This is a genomic window from Variovorax sp. GW821-FHT06D12 (assembly GCF_059419205.1).
In genome coordinates this window covers 1-16602 of sequence record NZ_JBWKRI010000008.1, presented here as the reverse complement: position 1 = coordinate 16602, position 16602 = coordinate 1, and the positions used below count along the sequence as shown (strand labels likewise).

Sequence of the window (16602 nt, the reverse complement as noted above, 5' to 3'; positions counted from 1 at the left end):
GGGACTCAACCCTTGCCGCGGCAGGAGGCCAGCGCGTCGAGCGCGGGCTTGTAGGTGGGCGTGGTCACGTCCATGAGGCCCAGCACCGTGTGATAGAGGTTGTCGTGCGTGAGCGGCGCATCCAGGCCTGCCTCCATGCACGAGCGCGAGAGCTTGCGGCGCTCGCTCATGCCGTCGCCGAACCAGGTGACCATGGGCACGTGCTTCTGCGCATCGGGCGCGAAGCTGTAGGGCACGCCGTGCAGGAACAGGCCGTACTCGCCCAGCGACTCGCCGTGGTCGCTCATGTACAGCAGCGCCGTGTCGTACTGCTTCGATTGGGTCTGGAGCCAGTCGATGGTCTGGCCGAGGAAGTGGTCGGTCTGCGCGATCGAGTTGTCGTAGACGTTCATAAGCTCGGCATGCGCGCACTCGGCCAGCGCGTTGGTCTTGCACTCGGGCGTGAAGCGCTTCAGTTCGGGCGCCGAGCGCTTGTAGTAGGCCGGGCCGTGGCTGCCCATCTGGTGCATGACGAGCACGACACCCTTGGCGCGGCGCTCGGCGGGCAGCGCGGCGATGCGTTCATCGAGGCCCTTGAGCATCACGTTGTCGAGGCACTCCTCGCCGTCGCACAGGGCCTTCTTGGTGGCCGCGTCGAGCCCGTCGAAGGCCGAGGCGTTCGGGATGCGCGCGCACACGCCCTTGCAACCCGCCTGGTTGTCGAGCCAGAACACGGCCAGGCCCGAGGCCTGCAGCACGTCCATGAGGTTCTCGTACTCGTCCTTGCGCGACTCGTAGCCGCTCTTGCCCAGGGGCGAGAACATGCAGGGCACCGAGGCCAGCGTGTTGGTGCCGCACGATCGCACCTCGCGGTAGCTCAGCACATTGCGCTTGGCGAGCTCGGGCGTGGTGTCGCGGGCGTAGCCGTTCAGGCCGAAGTGATCGGAACGCGCGGTCTCGCCCACCACCACGACGAACAGCGGCGGTCGCTTCTGCGCCGCATAGCTCGCGCCGAGCGCCGTGCCTGCGGTGATCGGGATCAGCTTGCTGCTGCGCTTGAACATCGGCTTGAGCACCACGGCGCCGGCCGAGTACAGGCTGGCGATCGGGTTCATCATGTAGCGCAGGTGCACGTTGTTGCGCATCAGCGGCGCGAGCTGCCGGTTCATGGCCACGGCCGTGACCACCGCCACGACGGCGGCCAGCACCAGCAGCAGTGCGTTGCGCCAGACGTGCGACAGCAGCCCCATCGGCACGATGCGCACGCGCCAGATCGCCCAGGCCGCGGGCAGCACGACCACGAGCACGTTGAAGGCCATGCGCCCGCTCAGCAGGTCGCGCGCTTCGTTGGGGTCGGTCTGGAACGCGTTCGCGATCATGCTCGGGTCCATCACCACGCGGTACTGGAGCATGTAGTGCTGCGCCACCGCGGCGATCACGACCACGAGCAGCCACAACGGCTTCATCCAGCGCGACCAGGCCGTGAGCGACAGCATCGCGACGGTGCCGCAGAAGGTGAGCATCCCCAGCGCGGCGATGGTCGGCATGTAGGTGCTGGGCGCACCGCCCAGGCGGGCCAGGTCGTTCAGCAGCGGCCAGTTGGCGGTGAGGCCGAGGTACAGGCTGAGCCAGACGATCACCTGCCGCGTCGAGCGGGGCTGCGAGATCCAGCGGTCGATGCGTTGCCAGAAAGTGCCGGCGGCGCCCGCATCCGACAGCGGCGCGGGACGGGATTCAGATCGGCTGGGAGCACGCGCCAAGAGCGCGGAGTCGAGACGCGAAACAGACATGCCGCCAATGTAGGCAGCGTGCCTGAAGAGAGCCTGAACAGTTCATTCAGAGCGCATTCAGGCTCGGCCGATGCGCGCGCGGCGCAGCAGACGCAGGCGCGGGCTGCGCGACACCGCGCGGCCGGCGGGGCGGCTGATGCCGCGCTCCACCACGATCGAGACCAGCGCCGCCAGGATCGCGGCGGCCGTCACGTCGGTCGGGAAATGCAGGCCCAGGTACAGCCGGCTCCAGGCCACCACCACCGCCGCCACCAGCGCCAGCCGCATGGGCGTGCGCCACGGCAGGCACCACAGCGAGAAGGCGGCGGCGAAGGTGCCGGCCGCATGCAGGCTGGGGAAGCCCGGGCGCGCCCCCTGCGGCACCCACTGGATGCCCAGGCCGTAGAACGCGGGCCGCGGGAACGGCAGCACCGAACGGAACACGTTCACCACCAGCCAAACGACGAGCACGCTGACGAGTGCGGTGAAGAAGGCGTGGCGCCAGCGGCGATCGAAGGCAGCGGCAGCCGCGATGGACAGCGCCAGCAGCGTCGGCAGCACGTCGGACGCGAACATCGCGAAGCGCAGGCTCCACGCCGTCGCGGAGGCCGAGGCGTTGATCCAGCTGAACAGGGCGAAATCAAGGGCTTGCATGCAGGGGCGCGGTGCGCTCGATGGGAGGGGACGTGCGGCGGCGCGTCGCCACCAGCTCGATGAGGAAGCCGACCGTCCAGCAGACCCAGGCGGTCCACAGCGTGTGGCTCATGTAGTGCGCGCCGCGCATCTGCTGCGCCACGCCGAGCGCGAAGCCGGCGACCAGCGCCACGCACAGCCACACGATGGCGCCACGCGGCGCCACATGCCGCAGCACGAAATACCCGCCGAGGTAGGCAAAGGCGGCCGAGGCATGGCCGGCCGGGAAACAGCCGCCCGGCCCGCCGTCGTCCTGGCCCCAGGCCCAGTGCGACACATAGCGCGCCACGCCGCCGAACTCCTTCAGGTCCCAGGGGCAGCTGGTGTCGCTCAGGTGTTTGATCAGGCTCACGGCCAGCACCGAGGCCAGCACCGTCAGCGCCAGCTGCACGCGGGCGCCCGTGCCCAGGCGCCGCAGCACGCCCACGGGCCAGCGGATGGCGGCGAACAGGCCGATCACCAGCAGCCAGCTGAGGTTTCTCGCGCCCTCGTGCATCACGTGGACCAGGAAGGGGTTCTCGCGCCAGGGAAAGCCCATCGGCGTGCCGGCCAGGCGGGCCAGCGGCAGGTCGCCGCCAAGGGCGTCCCAGATCATCAGCAGGGCCAGGGCAAGCAAGGTCAGGGCTCCGAGACGGAGATGCGGGGTACGACGGGTCATGAAGAAAAACAGGCCTCGGAACAGACTGGCGCGAGCCTACGCACGCGGGATGAACCCAGTCTGAAGCGACCTGAACGATTCCTGACGCGATCGCCAGAGGGGCGGCGCTAGACTTCGAGTTTTTGTAAGGGCCACCGCGTGCGAATCTTGCTGGTCGAAGATGACAGTTCGTTGGCAGACGCGGTCTGCAGCTACCTCGTCGCCAAGGCGTTCGTCGTCGACGTGGCCCCCAGCCTGGCCGAGGCGCGCGGCGCCTTGCTCTCGGTGCAGTACGCGGCGGTGCTGCTCGACCTGCACCTGGGCGACGGCGACGGCCTCTCTTTGCTGCCGCAGGTGCGCGCGCTGCGCGAGCCGCCCATCGTCATCGTGCTCACGGCGCGCGACCAGGTCACCGACCGCATCCGCGGCCTCGACGCCGGCGCCGACGACTACCTCATCAAGCCCTACGACCCGGCCGAGCTGCTCGCGCGGCTGCGCGCCGTGGAACGCCGGCGCAGCGCCAACACCTCGCCGGTGCTGCAGCTGGGCACGCTGGAGATCGACCTGGCCCACGACCGCGTGCGCAAGGACGGCGTGCCCGTCGTGCTCACGCAGAAGGAATGGGCCCTGCTGCGCGTGATGGCCACGCGGCCCGAGCGCATCCACACGCGCGACAACCTGGCCGACGCGCTGTACGGCTTCGGCGACGAGGCCGACAGCAACACGCTCGAGGTGTTCATCAGCCGGCTGCGGCGCAAGCTCGGGCGCAGCCACATCCAGACGCTGCGCGGCCTGGGTTACCGGCTGTCGTTCTCGGCGGACGACGAGGAATGACCAGCGCCTTGCTGCGCAATCGCCGCGATTCGCTGGCCGGGCGCCTCACGCGCACGCTGATCCTGTGGGTCGGCGGCGTGTGGCTGCTGTGCGTGCTCGCCGTGGTCTGGTACGTGGACCGCGAGATCAACCACAACTTCGACAACGAGCTGGTGGAGGTGTCGCACCGCATGTTCGACATGGCGGTGCAGGAGCTCGAGAAGCTGCGCCTGCGCCATGAAAGCGGCAAGCAGGACACGCCGCTGATCGCGCCCAAGCAGCTGTTCTCCGAAGACGCCGTGATGTACCAGGTGGTCGACGTGCACGAGCACGTGCTGCTGCGCTCGGCCGAAGCGCCCGACGACGCCTTCGATGTGCCGCTGGCCGCGGGCTTCGCCAACAACCAGACCTGGCGCATCTACACCGTGCGCCACCCCACGCTGGGCCTGTACTTCCAGGTGGCCGACCCGCTGGACGAACGCCGCCGCGCGCTGAACCGCACGCTGTTCGGCCTCATCATTCCGCTCGGCGCGGTGCTGCCGTTGCTGGCGCTGGTGCTGCGCCGGGTGGCACGCACCGAGCTGCGCGTGCTGCAGCAACTGGCCGCCGAGATCGAGAAGCGCAACGGCGCGGACCTGCGCCCCATCACCCTGCCCGGCCTGCCGCAGGAGCTGCGCGCAGTGGGCGACCATGTCAACCGGCTGCTGCAGCGGCTGTCGCAGTCGCTCGACGTGGAGCGCGCGCTGGCCGCCAATGCCGCGCACGAACTGCGCACGCCGCTGGCCGCCGCGCGGCTGCGGCTACAGACCGCGCTCGACCACGACCTGAAGCGCACCGACGTCGAAGGCGCGCTGCAGGCGCTGCAGATGCTGAGCCACCGCGCCGAAAAACTGCTGCAGCTGTCGCGCGCCGAATCGGGCGCCTCGCTCGCGCGGGCGCGGGTCGACCTGGTGCAACTGGCGGGCACGGTGGCACAGGAGTTCTGGCAAGACCCGCAGATCAACGAGCGCCTGAAGCTCAAGGTGCCCGACAGCGCGGCGCCGGTGGCCTTCGGCGACGTCGATGCGCTGGCGATCGCGCTGCGCAACCTCGTGGAGAACGCGCTGCGCTACAGCGGCGACGGCCGCGTGACGATCGAGGTCGCGGCGCCCTGCGTGCTGGTGGTGCGCGATGCCGGCCCGGGTGTCAGCCCCGAACAGCTGCAGTCGCTGCACCAGCGCCATGTGCGCCACGGCTCGGACCGGGCCGGCTACGGCCTGGGCATGTCGATCGTGGGCACCATCGTCGAGAAGCACAACGCGACGCTGGAACTGGCCTCGCCACCGCCCGGCATGGCACGCGGCTTCGAGGCGCGCATCGTGCTGCGCCCGGCCTGAGATTTTTCGTCAGCGCGCTTTCAGTCGCTGACGATCTCGCGCAGCCAGTCGGGCAGCGCCAGCGCCTTCTGCTTCGGAAAGTCGACCCAGATGGTGGTGGCGCCGCCGGCCGCGCAGAGCACGTCGGGCGCGTCCTCGCGGACCATGGTGGCCCAGCTTTCGAAGGTGGTGCGCCCCGGGTCGCTCACGTACATCTTGATCCGCACGTTGCCCGGGTACTCGATCTGCCGGTAGAAGTTGCAGAAGGCATTGACGATCACCATGCCCTCGCCGCCCGGCGTGGGCTCGACGCCGAGCGAGCGGATCCAGTCGATGCGCGCCGTCTCGAGGTAGCGGAAGTAGGTGCCGTTGTTCAGGTGGCCCATGGCGTCCATGTCGCCCCAGCGGATGGGGATCGACATCTCGTACACGAGCTTCTTCTTTTCGGGGATTTCGATTCTCATCGGTGGGCCTTGATGGATGCGAGGATGCCCAGGACGAACAGCGCCGCCGCCACCCATTCGGTGGCCTGCGGCCAGCGGCCGTCCCAGAGGAAGGAATAGAGCAAGGCGAACAGCGTCTCGCTCACGATGAGCTGGCCGCACAGGCTGGCCGAGAGGCGCTGGCTTGCGACGTTCCAGAGAATGGTCGCGAACCACGACGAGCCGAAGCCGCTCGCCAGCGCGATCCAGATGAAGAGCATGCCGTCGGGCTGCGACCGCAGCGTGGCGACATCGCTGCCCGCCACCGCCCACAGCAGCAAGGCCCCGAGGCCGGTGGCGATGCCCAGCCAGTTGGCCCAGTCGGCCGCATGCACCTCGCGGTGCCGTTGCAACCAGGCAGCGTTGAGCAGGCCGTAGACCGTCCAGCTCACCATCGAACACAGCGCCAGCGCGATGCCCCACCCGAAGCGCGCACCGCCGCCACCACCACCCGCGCCGTGCTGCGCCGACCACGCGCCCCAGATCATCAGCGCGATGCCCGCGCCCGTGAGCAGCAGGCCGGGCAGCAAGGCCCGCATGTGCAGGCCCGCGGGCCGGCCCAGCAGCATCATCCAGACGGGAATGGTGCCGATGATGAGGCTGGGCACCTCGGTGCCCGCCGCCGCGATGCCGAAGGCCAGCAGCAGGTAGTAGCCGCTGAAGCCCAGCACGCTCAGGCCGAGCGCCGCCAGCGCCTGCCGGCCCGTGGGCCAGCGCACGGCCGCGGGCCGCGCGAACACCGCCAGCGCCGACACCGCGCCGAACACCGCGAAGCGCGCCGCCGTGATGTCGACCATGCCGAAGTGGCCGACCATGCGCGGCGCCACGAACACCAGGCCCCAGAGCGCGCCCGCGCCCAGGCCGGCGGCAATGCCGATCCAGGCTCGGGGGCTCAGATCGCGAACCCGTCGTCGGCAGCGATGACGGCGCCGTTCACGAAATGGCTCTCGCCACTGGCCAGCAGCACGATCAGGCCGTCGAGGTCTTCGGGCTTGCCCACGCGCTTGCGCGGCAGCATGTTGACCAGCTTGGCGCCGCCCTCGGTGCTCCAGTGCTCCTCGTTGAGCTCGGTCGTGATGTAGCCCGGGCACAGCGCGTTCACGTTGATGCCGAAGCGGCCCCATTCGAGCGCCATGGCCTTGGTCATCTGCACCACGGTGGCCTTGCTCATGCAGTAGGTGCCGATCTGCGGCATGACCTTCAGCGCCGCTGACGACGCGATGTTGATGATGCGTCCGCCGATGTAGGTGCCCGGCGCCTTGCCCTGGGCGCGCGCCAGCATGCGCTTGCCGACCTCCTGCGCGACGAAGAAGGAGCCCTTCACGTTGGTGTCGAAGATGTAGTCGTAGTCCTCGGGCGTGACGTCCTGCAGGCGCTGCGTGGCGCTCACGCCCGAGTTGTTGACCAGGATGTCGATGGGCCCCACCTCGGTCTCGGCGCGCGCCACGGCGGCCTTGATGCTGCCGATGTCGGTCACGTCGAGCTCGACCACGTGGGCGTCATGGCCCTCGCCTTCGATGCGCGCGCGCAGCTCCTTGAGCTTCTCGACGCGGCGGCTGGCCAGCACCACGGCGGCGCCGGCACGGGCCAGTGTCTTGGCGAACTGGGCGCCCAGTCCGCTGGAGGCGCCGGTGACGAAAGCCACGCGGCCGGAGAGATCGATGCTGTAAGCCATGAGCTGAATCCTGTGGAGTCGCGCAGGTGACGCAAGGCGCCTCGCCTGCCGGCGACAAGGCCTCCGCCGGACGCCGCATAAAATGCCCGGCGAACCGGGACGCCCCCGCGCCTCTAAAAATCATTATCGACCCAACCCACATGACGCACGACGAAATCCTCGCCCAGTTCGGCCCTCGCGAAGCCATGGAATACGACGTGGTCGTGGTCGGCGGCGGCCCCGCCGGCCTCTCGACCGCGATCCGCCTCAAGCAGCTCGCCGCCCAGCAGGAGAAGGAAATCTCCGTCGTGGTGCTCGAGAAGGGTTCCGAGCCCGGCGCGCACATCCTGTCGGGCGCCATCATGGACCCGCGCGCGCTCAACGAATTGCTGCCCGACTGGGAGGAACTCGGCGCCCCGCTGAACCAGCCCGTGACCGACGACGCCATGGTGTTCCTGAGCGAAAAGTCGGGCCTGCGCACGCCCAACGCCTTCCTGCCGGCCTGCTTCCAGAACCACGGCAACTACATCATCAGCCTGGGTGCCTTCACCAAATGGCTGGCGCAGCAGGCCGAGAACCTCGGCGTGGAAATCTTCCCGGGCTTCCCGGCCGCCGAAGTGCTCTACAACGAGAACGGCTCGGTGCGCGGCGTGGCCACCGGCAACATGGGCGTGGGCAAGGACGGCGAACCCACCGAGAACTTCCAGCTCGGCATGGAACTGCTGGGCAAGTACACGGTGTTCGCCGAAGGCGCGCGCGGCCACCTGGGCCGCCAGCTGATCGCCAAGTTCAAGCTCGACGAAGGCCGCGACCCGCAGACCTACGGCCTGGGCGTCAAGGAAGTCTGGGAAATCGATCCCAAGCGCCACCAGCCCGGCTTCGTGCTGCACACGGCCGGCTGGCCGATGGACAACAACACCTACGGCGGCGCGTTCCTCTATCACATGGAGGACAACAAGGTCACGATGGGCTTCATCACGGGCCTGGACTACAGCAACCCGTACCTGAGCCCGTTCGAGGAAATGCAGCGCTGGAAGCTGCACCCCAACATCCGCTGGTACCTCGAGGGCGACGAGGCCAAGGGCATCAAGCCCGCCAAGCGCATCGGCTACGGCGCACGCGCCATCACGGCCGGCGGCCTGATGTCGCTGCCCAAGACGGTGTTCCCGGGCGGCGCGCTGGTCGGCTGCGAGGCCGGCTACCTGAACGTGAGCCGCATCAAGGGCAGCCACGCCGCCATCAAGACCGGCATGCTGTGCGCCGAAGCCGCGTTCGACGCGGTCATGGCCGGCCGCCAGCACGACGAACTCACGGCCTACCCCGCCGCGTTCGAGAAGAGCTGGCTCTACACCGAGCTGAACAAGGCGCGCAACTTCAAGGCCTGGTTCAAGAAGGGCCTGGGCATCGCCACGGTCATGAACGGCGTCGAGCAATGGCTGCTCAAGGGCCACATCCCATGGACCCTGCGCCGCAACAAGCCCGACCACCAGTACCTGAAGCCGGCCGCCGAGTGCAAGCCCATCGTCTATCCGAAGCCGGACGGCAAGCTCACCTTCGACCGCCTCTCCAGCGTGTTCATCAGCAACACGAACCATGAAGAGCAGCAACCCGCCCACCTGACGCTGAAGGACGCGTCGGTGCCGGTCAACGTCAACCTCGCCAAGTTCGCCGGCCCCGAAAGCCGCTACTGCCCGGCCGGCGTGTACGAGTTCGTGCCCGACGAAGCCAGCGCCGGCAAGGAGCGACTGCAGATCAACGCGCAGAACTGCGTGCACTGCAAGACCTGCGACATCAAGGACCCGACGCAGAACATCGTCTGGGTCACGCCCGAAGGCGGCGGCGGCCCGAACTACGTGGGCATGTAAGACGCCCCGTCCTCAAGACGCCTCGAAAAGCCCTCTTCGGAGGGCTTTTTTCATGGCGCTTCAGGCGAGGTACGCAGCGACCTCGTCGGGCGTGAGGAAGTGCACCAGCGACACCTGCGGATTCTGCTCGGCGTGCAGCACGTGAGTGAATCCGTTCCAGCCGCGCGCGGGCTTGTCGTCCGTCTCCAGCGCGACGAGCACCAGCCGCCCCTGCCGGCGCGCGTTCTCGCGCAGCGTGCCTTCGCCCCAGGACCACGCCATGCGGTCCACCAGCTCGCCGTTGGCGAAGGCCGTTGCCTGCAGCCAGAGGAAGGCGGCGGCGTCGCTGTCCTCGTCGCGGCGTGTGCGCGGCGGCTGCCGGATGCCTAGCGTCTGGGCGTGCGTTTCCATCAGGTCCTGCAGCAGCGAGAAGGCGTGGAAGTTGTTGTTGATGCCCTGGGCGCGAACGACCATGCCCGCGCGCGACGCCGGCAGCAGGACCACCAGTTCGTCCTCGTACGACAGCTGGGCCGCGGCACGCAGGAAGTGCAAGGCCTCGAAGGGCAGCGAGTCGTTGGCGTACATCGCCTCGACGTGCGCGAGCAGGCCTGCGTCCGTCACCAGCGACTGGTGATTGCGCACATCGCGCACCACCATGGTCATGAGCGGCAGCACCAGCAGGTCGACCGCGCGCTGCAGCGCATCGACCTCGAAACGCGCCTGCGGCGACAGCGCAGCGAGCGCCGCTTCGGCGGCCTGCCAGGCGGCAAGTTCTGCCTCGTCCTGCGGTTCTTCGTCGTCCTCATCGGGTTCGTACGGCTGCGCCGCGCAGTAAGGCGCCAACGACGCCAGCAGGCGCCCCGCCAGCTGCCGCACGGCGTCGAACATGAGCTGCGGATCGGCGCCGTTCTCGACCAGCGCGCCGCAGAACACCGCCAGCAACGCGGCCCGGTGCGGATGCAGCTCGCCGAGCCGCGCGATGGCAGCCCGCAGCACCTCGTCCTTCGCCGAGCCTTCCACCACCTCGAAGTAGAGCGCACGGACCTCCGGCCGCTTGAAGAAGGAAGCCTGGGTGTCGAGGTCGGCGTCCTGCAGCACAGGCAAACGCAGGGTGGCGAGGAGATCGGGAGGCAGCATGGGCATGCGCAAATTGTGCGATACCACCGACGCTATCCTCGCGACACAAGGACACAAGGAGACAGGACCCCATGCACATCGTCATCACCGGCGGCGCCGGCTTTCTCGGCGCGCGCCTGGCACGCACCCTCCTGGCCCTGGGCCAGCTCTCGCTCGCCGGCGCGCCCGCCCGCGACATCGCGCGCATCACGCTGGTCGACCGCGCCCCGCCGCCGCCCGACCTCGCGGCCAACGCGCGCATCGCGGCCGCCACCGGCGACCTCAACGCCCAGCTGGCCGACGACGGCGCCACCTTCTGGCGCGAGGCCGACGCGGTGTTCCACCTCGCGGCCGCCGTCAGCGGCGAATGCGAGGCCGACTTCGACCTGGGCATGCGCAGCAACTTCGCCGCCACGCACGGCCTGCTCGAGAAGCTGCGCGCGCTCGGCACGCGCCCGGTGCTGGTGTTCTCCAGCTCGCTCGCCGTGTTCGGCGATTCGCCCGAACAGCCGCTGCCCGCGCTCATCGACGACCACACGCTGCCCACGCCGCAGACCAGCTACGGCATCCAGAAATTCATCGGCGAGCAATTGGTGGCCGATTACACGCGCAAGGGCTTCGTGCAGGGGCGCAGCGTGCGCCTCATGACGGTGAGCGTGCGCCCCGGCCAACCGAACGGCGCGGCCTCGGGCTTCTTCAGCGGCATGATCCGCGAGCCGCTCGCCGGCCTGCGCGCGGCCTGCCCGGTGCCTGACGAGACGCCCGTGGCCATCGCCTCGCCGGCCCGGACCATCGAAGGCATCGTGCGCGCCGCCGAAGCGAGCGACGCCGACTGGGGCCCGCGCACCGCGCTCAACCTGCCCTCGCTGGCCACGACCGTCGGCGAAATGGCCGCCGCGCTCGAACGCGTGGCCGGCCGCGCCGCCACCGACCTGCTCGACCGCACGCCCGACGCCGCCATCCGCCGCATCGTGAAAACCTGGCCCGGGCGCTTCGACACGCCGCGCGCACGGGCCCTCGGGCTCACGGCCGACGAGAGCTTCGACGCGGTGATCCGCGCCTACGTCCGTGAAAGTCCCGACGCGGTCAAACTGGTTATTGGTGCATAGTCATTTCCTGACCTGCGCCTGACGCGCTTTCGACCCCCAACTCCCCGGAGACACCATGAAATTCGGCCACATCGCCGCCGCCTGCCTTTCGCTCGCCCTGGGCAGCGCCGCCCTCGCGCAGCAACCCACCGTTCTCAAGATCGGCTATGCGACGTCCAAGGAATCGCATTACGGCGTGGGCTCCACCGTGTTCTGCGAAGAGGTCGAGAAGAACACCCAGAACCGCTTCAAGTGCCAGCACTTCGCCAACTCGGCGCTGGGCGGCGAGCGCGAGCAGATCGAAGCGATCCAGCTCGGCACGCAAGACCTGCTGAACACCTCGACCGGCCCCGTGGGCAACTTCGTGCCCGAGGTCAAGATCGTCGACATCCCCTTCCTGTTCCGCGACTACGACCACGCCCGCAAGGTCATGGACGGCCCCATCGGCCAGGACATCCTGACCAAGTTCCCGAGCAAGGGCATCATCGCGCTGGCCTGGACCGAAAACGGCTTCCGCCACATGACGAACAGCAAGCGCGACATCGTCAAGCCCACCGACGCGGCCGGCCTGAAGATGCGCACCATGGAAAACAAGGTGCACATGGACGGCTACCGCACCTTCGGCATCCTGCCCACGCCGATGGCCTTCCCCGAACTCTTCGGCGCGCTGCAGCAAGGCACGGTCGACGGCCAGGAAAACCCGATTCCGGTGATCCTGTCCTCGAAGTTCTCGCAGGTGCAAAAGCACCTGTCGCTCACCGGCCACGTCTACTCGCCGGCGCTGCTGCTGCTGTCGCCCAAGGTGTGGAACAAGCTGTCGGACGCCGACAAGAAGGTGTTCACCGAAGCAGCGAAGAAGGCGTCGATCGCACAGCGCAAGAAGGTCAACGACGACGAGAACAACGGCATCGCCCAGCTTGAGAAAGACGGCATGAAGGTCACGCGCACCGTCGACGGCGCGGCCTTCCGCGAAGCCCTGAAGCCGGCCTACGTGGGCTACGCCAAGGAATTCGGCGCCGACAACATCAAGAAGATCACGGACGTCAAGTAAGACCGCTCCGCCCCGACCGCGCCCGGCCCGCCTCAGTGTGCCGGGCGCTTCGCATTTCCGACACCACAGAGAACCACAACGTGCAAGCCTTCGAGCGCTACTTTCTCGCCGCCAACCGGTGGGCGCTGATCCTCCTGCTGGCGGCCATGTCCGTCATCATCTTCACCAACGTCGTGCTGCGCTACACCACGAACCAGTCGATCGAATGGGCCGAAGAAGTGTCGCGCCACATGATGATCTGGCTCACCTTCCTGGGCGCCGGACCGGTGCTGCGCTACGGCGGCCACATCGCCGTCGAGAACCTGCAGGACGCCCTGCCCCGGCCCGCGGCCGTGGCGGTGCGCATCGTGGTGGCCGGGCTGCTGTTCGCCTTCTTCGGCTTCATGGTCTGGTACGGCTGGCTCTACATGGAGCGCACGATGTTCCAGCTCACCGCCGTGACGCAGATTCCGTTCGCCTACATCTACAGCGCGATGCTGATCGGCGGCGTGCTGCTGATCGTGCACTGGCTGCTGGTGGTGCGCGGCTACGTGCTGAACCGCGAGTTCGCGTCGGACGCGCATTTCGACGCCAACGCGTCGGCCTCGCTGTAAGGAGAAGACCATGGATGCCAGCATTGTCCTGATCGTCTCCGCCTGCGTGTTCCTGGCCATCGGCGTGCCCGTGGCCTTCGCGCTGGGCCTGGCCACGGCCGCCACCCTGATCCTCGCGGAAAGCTATCCGCTGATGGTGCTGCTGAAGGAAACCTTCACCGGCATCGACAGCTTTCCGCTGATGGCCGTGCCCTTCTTCATCCTGGCCGCCGAGCTCATGAGCGGCGGCTCGCTCACCGAGGTGCTGCTGCGCTTCGCGGGCCAGTTCGTCGGCCACCGCCGCGGCGGGCTGGGCTACACCAACGTGGTGTCGCTGACCTTCTTCTCGGGCATCTCGGGCTCGGCGCTGGCCGACGCGGCCGGCCCCGGCTCGATGCTCATCAAGATGATGGACAAGGCCGGCTACGACCGCTCGTACGCGGCGGCGCTGACGGCCTCCACGGCCATCGTGGGGCCGATCATTCCGCCCTCGATCATCATGATCATCTACGCGCTGCAGGATGAGACCGTGTCGGTCGGCCAGCTGTTCGTGGCCGGCATCGTGCCGGGCATCCTGATCGCGGTGGCGATGTGCGTGGTGAACTTCTACGTCTCGAAGAAGCGCAACTACAAGGGCGACGGCCAGACGCCGCCGCTGCGCGAGATCCTCATCACGACGTGGAAGGCGATTCCCGCCATCCTGCTGCCGGTGGTCATCCTGGGCGGCATGCGCGCCGGCTGGTTCACGCCCACCGAAGCCTCGGTGGTGGCGGTGTTCTACGCGCTGGTGTGCGGCAAGTTCATCTACCGCACGCTCGAGTGGAAGATGCTGCCCGACATCCTGTCGCGCTCGGCCCTGCTGTCGGCGTCGGTGCTGATCATCATCGGGTTGTCGGCCTCGTTCGCGTGGGTGCTGACCATCGAGGGCATTCCGCAGCAGATGGCCGAATGGCTCATCAGCATGAACCTCTCGCCGTGGATGTTCCTGATCATCGTCAACGTGTTCCTGCTCCTGTTCGGCATCTTCATCGAGCCGCTGCCGGGCGTGATGGTGCTGGCACCGATCTTGGCGCCGGTGGCGATCAAGCTGGGCGTCGACCCGGTGCACTTCGCGATGATCGTGATCTTCAACCTCACGCTGGGCATGATCACGCCGCCGGTGGGCGGGCTGCTGTTCGTGACCTGCAACGTGTCGAAGGTGCCGATGTCGGCGCTGGTGAAGGAACTGGTGCCCTTCCTGTGGGCGCACGGCGCGGTGCTGATGCTGCTGACCTTCGTGCCGATGCTCAGCACCTGGCTGCCGCGCGCGCTCGGGTTCAAGTAGCGGCGCAGGCCGCTACCGCCCGCACCCCCACTCGCCTCAGGCCGGCGGGTGCAGGTACTGGCTCGGCGGCACGCCGAGCGTGCGGCGGAACATCGCGGTGAAGGCGCTCGGGCTCTCGTAGCCGTGCGCCAGCGCCACCTCCAGGATCGACGCGCCCGCGGCCAGCCGCGGCAGGCTCAGCAGCAGCCGTGCCTGGCGGCACCACGCGCCGAAGGTCATGCCGGTCTCGCGTTCGAACAACCGCGCCAGCGTGCGCGCATTCATGTGCAGCCGCGCGGCCCAGCTGTCGAGCGTGGCGGGCTGCGCGGGGTCGCGGATCAGCGCCTCGCACAGCGCGGCCAGGCGCGCGTGGCGCGGCATCGGCACATGCAGCGACAGCGCGGGCGCGGCCTCGATCTCGTCGAGGATCAGCTCCATCACGCGCTCATCGCGCCCGCCCGGCGCGTAGTCCAGCGGCAGCGACACGGCCGCCACGATCAGCTCACGCAGCAACGCGCCCACATGGATCACGCGGCACTCGGCGCCCAGGTCGGCGCGCGTGCCAGGCTCGACGAAGACCGTGCGCATCTTCACCTCGCCCGCCATGCGGATCTGGTGCGTCATGCCCGGTGGCACCCAGACGCCGCGCCCCGGCGGCACCACCCAGCTGCCGGCCGCGGCGCCGACCATCATCACGCCCGAAATCGCGTGGATGAGTTGCCCGCGCCGGTGCGCATGCGGCGGAATGAAGGCGTCGCCCGCCGGATCGGTGGCCAGCACGGCCACGGCGCGCGGGGTCGATTCGCCCTCGTCGGGGCGCAGATTCAGTTTGTCCATTTCACGACGATGTTTGCACATTCGTAGCGAGAACATCTTTCCGTGTCTTCCTACGATGGCTTTTCCTCCCTTTTTCTCAAACCGGACATCGAAGAAAGAAGCCATCGCATGAACACGCGCCGACTCGGGCTGCTCACCGGCACCCATGCCGTCAACGACCTCTACCAGGGCCTCGTGCCCGCGCTGCTGCCCTTCATGGTGCTGGAGCGCGGCTACAGCTACACAGCCGTGAGCGGCCTGATGCTGGCGGCCACCGGACTGTCGAGCGTGGTGCAGCCGCTGTTCGGCCTGTACGCCGACCGCCACCCGCGCGCCTGGCTGGTGCCCGTGGGCTTCCTGGTGGCGGCGCTGGGCGTGGTGCTGGCGGGCCTGAGCCAGAGCTACCTGCTGACCTGGATCGCGGTCGCGCTGTGCGGGCTGGGCATCGCGGCCTACCACCCGCCCGCCACCGTGGCCGCGCGCGCGGCCGGCGGCGCCTCGCAGAAGGCGATGAGCGTGTTCTCGGTGGGCGGCACCATCGGCGCCTCGTTCGCGCCCGTGCTGGCGGCCACGGTGGTCGGCGGCGGCAGCCTGTCGCGCAGCTACCTGCTGGGCATTCCCGCAGTGGCGATGGGCGTGGTGTGGGTCGCGGCGAATGCACGGCGCAGCGCGGCCGCCCACCACGCGGCCACCGCGGCGCGGGCCGCGCAGGCCCGCGCCCAGGTGCTCAAGCCGCACAACGACTGGCGCGCCTTCAGCCTGCTGGTGGCGACCATCGTGGGCTGGTCGATCCCGTACGTCACGGTGCTGTCGATGCTCTCGCTGCGCATCACGCGCGACCTGCACGGCAGCACCTTCCAGGGCGCCGCGGCGCTCACCGCCTTCACCGCCGCAGGGGCCGTGGGCACGCTGGCCGGCGGCTGGCTCGGCGACCGCATCGGGCGCATGGGCACGATCCGCTGCGGCTACCTGCTCGCGCTGCCGGCCATGGCGGGCCTCGTGCTCGCCTCCACGCCCGGCGCGGCGCTGGCCTGCACCGCGTGGCTCGGCATGAGCATGTTCCTGCCCTTCGCCGCGCAGGTGACGCTCGCGCAGGACTACCTGCCGCGCAACCCGGCCACCGCCAGCGGCATCACGCTCGGTCTCGCGCTCTCGGTCGGCGGGCTGGTGTCGCCGCTGTTCGGCCTGCTGTCGGATGCGCGCGGACTCGGCGTGACGCTCACGGTGGTGTTGTGCGTGCTGTGCGTCGCAACCGTGCTGGCCTTGCGGCTTCGCAATCGGACGGTGCAGGTGATGGCGGGCGAGGCTGCGGCGGCCTGAGTTCAACCCCGCACCTCTCGTGCGCAGGGCACCGGGTGCTTCCCGCAGCGAAATCAAGGAGGAGCCGAAGGCGGGGGACATTCGCGGAGGGAAGTACCCGGTGGCCTGTG

Annotated in this window: 16 protein-coding genes; 8 read left to right on the top strand and 8 right to left on the bottom strand. The window is 68.8% G+C overall.

The genetic code is table 11. From position 1 onward, the window contains the following. Positions 1-5: 5 nt before the first annotated feature. From AC07SQ_RS23230 to AC07SQ_RS23220, 3 genes are read right to left on the bottom strand one after another with little or no spacing between them, the layout of a single operon-like run. On the bottom strand, positions 6-1769 hold the full coding sequence (locus tag AC07SQ_RS23230; protein WP_495273029.1) for a phosphoethanolamine transferase: 1764 nt from the start codon (positions 1767-1769) through the stop codon (positions 6-8). A 57-nt stretch (positions 1770-1826) separates the two neighbouring features. After that, positions 1827-2402, bottom strand: a complete 576-nt coding sequence (locus AC07SQ_RS23225; RefSeq protein WP_495273028.1) for a phosphatase PAP2 family protein — start codon at positions 2400-2402, stop codon at positions 1827-1829. After that, a complete protein-coding gene (locus AC07SQ_RS23220) occupies positions 2389-3099 on the bottom strand; it encodes a phosphatase PAP2 family protein (RefSeq protein WP_495273027.1) in 711 nt (236 codons plus the stop codon). The genes AC07SQ_RS23225 and AC07SQ_RS23220 overlap by 14 nt, the downstream gene beginning before the upstream one ends. A 138-nt stretch (positions 3100-3237) precedes the next feature. On the opposite strand from AC07SQ_RS23220, the gene AC07SQ_RS23215 reads away from it, so the two are divergent. Both AC07SQ_RS23215 and AC07SQ_RS23210 read left to right on the top strand, forming a co-directional pair. Next, positions 3238-3912, top strand: coding sequence for a response regulator (locus AC07SQ_RS23215; protein WP_062474437.1), 675 nt, complete (start codon positions 3238-3240; stop codon positions 3910-3912). Continuing rightward, positions 3909-5267, top strand: coding sequence for a sensor histidine kinase (locus AC07SQ_RS23210; protein ID WP_495273026.1), 1359 nt, complete (start codon positions 3909-3911; stop codon positions 5265-5267). The genes AC07SQ_RS23215 and AC07SQ_RS23210 overlap by 4 nt, the downstream gene beginning before the upstream one ends. A 20-nt stretch (positions 5268-5287) precedes the next feature. Here the strand turns inward: AC07SQ_RS23210 and AC07SQ_RS23205 are convergent, their stop codons facing one another. The 3 genes from AC07SQ_RS23205 to AC07SQ_RS23195 form a co-directional block, all read right to left on the bottom strand. Further along, positions 5288-5710 carry an acyl-CoA thioesterase gene (locus tag AC07SQ_RS23205; RefSeq protein WP_070059373.1) on the bottom strand — a complete coding sequence of 141 codons (423 nt, stop codon included), beginning with the start codon at positions 5708-5710 and terminating at the stop codon, positions 5288-5290. Then, positions 5707-6543 (bottom strand): DMT family transporter, encoded by an 837-nt coding sequence (locus tag AC07SQ_RS23200; protein ID WP_495273025.1) that lies wholly within the window; start codon positions 6541-6543, stop codon positions 5707-5709. The genes AC07SQ_RS23205 and AC07SQ_RS23200 overlap by 4 nt, the downstream gene beginning before the upstream one ends. Before the next feature lie 77 nt (positions 6544-6620). Beyond that, positions 6621-7403, bottom strand: a complete 783-nt coding sequence (locus AC07SQ_RS23195; protein ID WP_369647498.1) for an SDR family oxidoreductase — start codon at positions 7401-7403, stop codon at positions 6621-6623. A gap of 140 nt (positions 7404-7543) precedes the next feature. Here AC07SQ_RS23195 and AC07SQ_RS23190 point away from each other — a divergent pair, with 140 nt between their 5' ends. Then, positions 7544-9247, top strand: a complete 1704-nt coding sequence (locus AC07SQ_RS23190; RefSeq protein WP_062474428.1) for an electron transfer flavoprotein-ubiquinone oxidoreductase — start codon at positions 7544-7546, stop codon at positions 9245-9247. A 60-nt stretch (positions 9248-9307) separates the two neighbouring features. On the opposite strand, the gene AC07SQ_RS23185 is transcribed toward AC07SQ_RS23190, so the two are convergent. Then, a complete protein-coding gene (locus AC07SQ_RS23185) occupies positions 9308-10369 on the bottom strand; it encodes a hypothetical protein (protein WP_495273024.1) in 1062 nt (353 codons plus the stop codon). A gap of 65 nt (positions 10370-10434) precedes the next feature. Here AC07SQ_RS23185 and denD point away from each other — a divergent pair, with 65 nt between their 5' ends. The 4 genes from denD (at position 10435) to AC07SQ_RS23165 (ending at position 14377) form a co-directional block, all read left to right on the top strand. Continuing rightward, complete coding sequence (gene denD / locus AC07SQ_RS23180; protein ID WP_307694020.1) at positions 10435-11451, top strand: D-erythronate dehydrogenase; 1017 nt, start codon at positions 10435-10437, stop codon at positions 11449-11451. Between the two features lie 55 nt (positions 11452-11506). Then, positions 11507-12481, top strand: a complete 975-nt coding sequence (locus AC07SQ_RS23175; protein WP_139706933.1) for a TRAP transporter substrate-binding protein — start codon at positions 11507-11509, stop codon at positions 12479-12481. An 80-nt stretch (positions 12482-12561) separates the two neighbouring features. After that, the gene (locus AC07SQ_RS23170) at positions 12562-13074 is read left to right on the top strand and encodes a TRAP transporter small permease (protein ID WP_062474469.1); all 513 of its coding nucleotides are present in this window, start codon (positions 12562-12564) and stop codon (positions 13072-13074) included. A 10-nt stretch (positions 13075-13084) separates the two neighbouring features. After that, positions 13085-14377: a TRAP transporter large permease gene (locus tag AC07SQ_RS23165; protein ID WP_062474420.1), complete on the top strand. Its 1293-nt coding sequence runs from the start codon at positions 13085-13087 to the stop codon at positions 14375-14377. A 36-nt stretch (positions 14378-14413) separates the two neighbouring features. On the opposite strand, the gene AC07SQ_RS23160 is transcribed toward AC07SQ_RS23165, so the two are convergent. After that, positions 14414-15193, bottom strand: a complete 780-nt coding sequence (locus tag AC07SQ_RS23160; RefSeq protein ID WP_495273023.1) for an AraC family transcriptional regulator — start codon at positions 15191-15193, stop codon at positions 14414-14416. A 108-nt stretch (positions 15194-15301) separates the two neighbouring features. On the opposite strand from AC07SQ_RS23160, the gene AC07SQ_RS23155 reads away from it, so the two are divergent. Next, entirely contained in the window at positions 15302-16492 is a 1191-nt protein-coding gene (locus AC07SQ_RS23155; RefSeq protein WP_492678251.1) for an MFS transporter, read from the top strand. Positions 16493-16602: the final 110 nt, after the last annotated feature.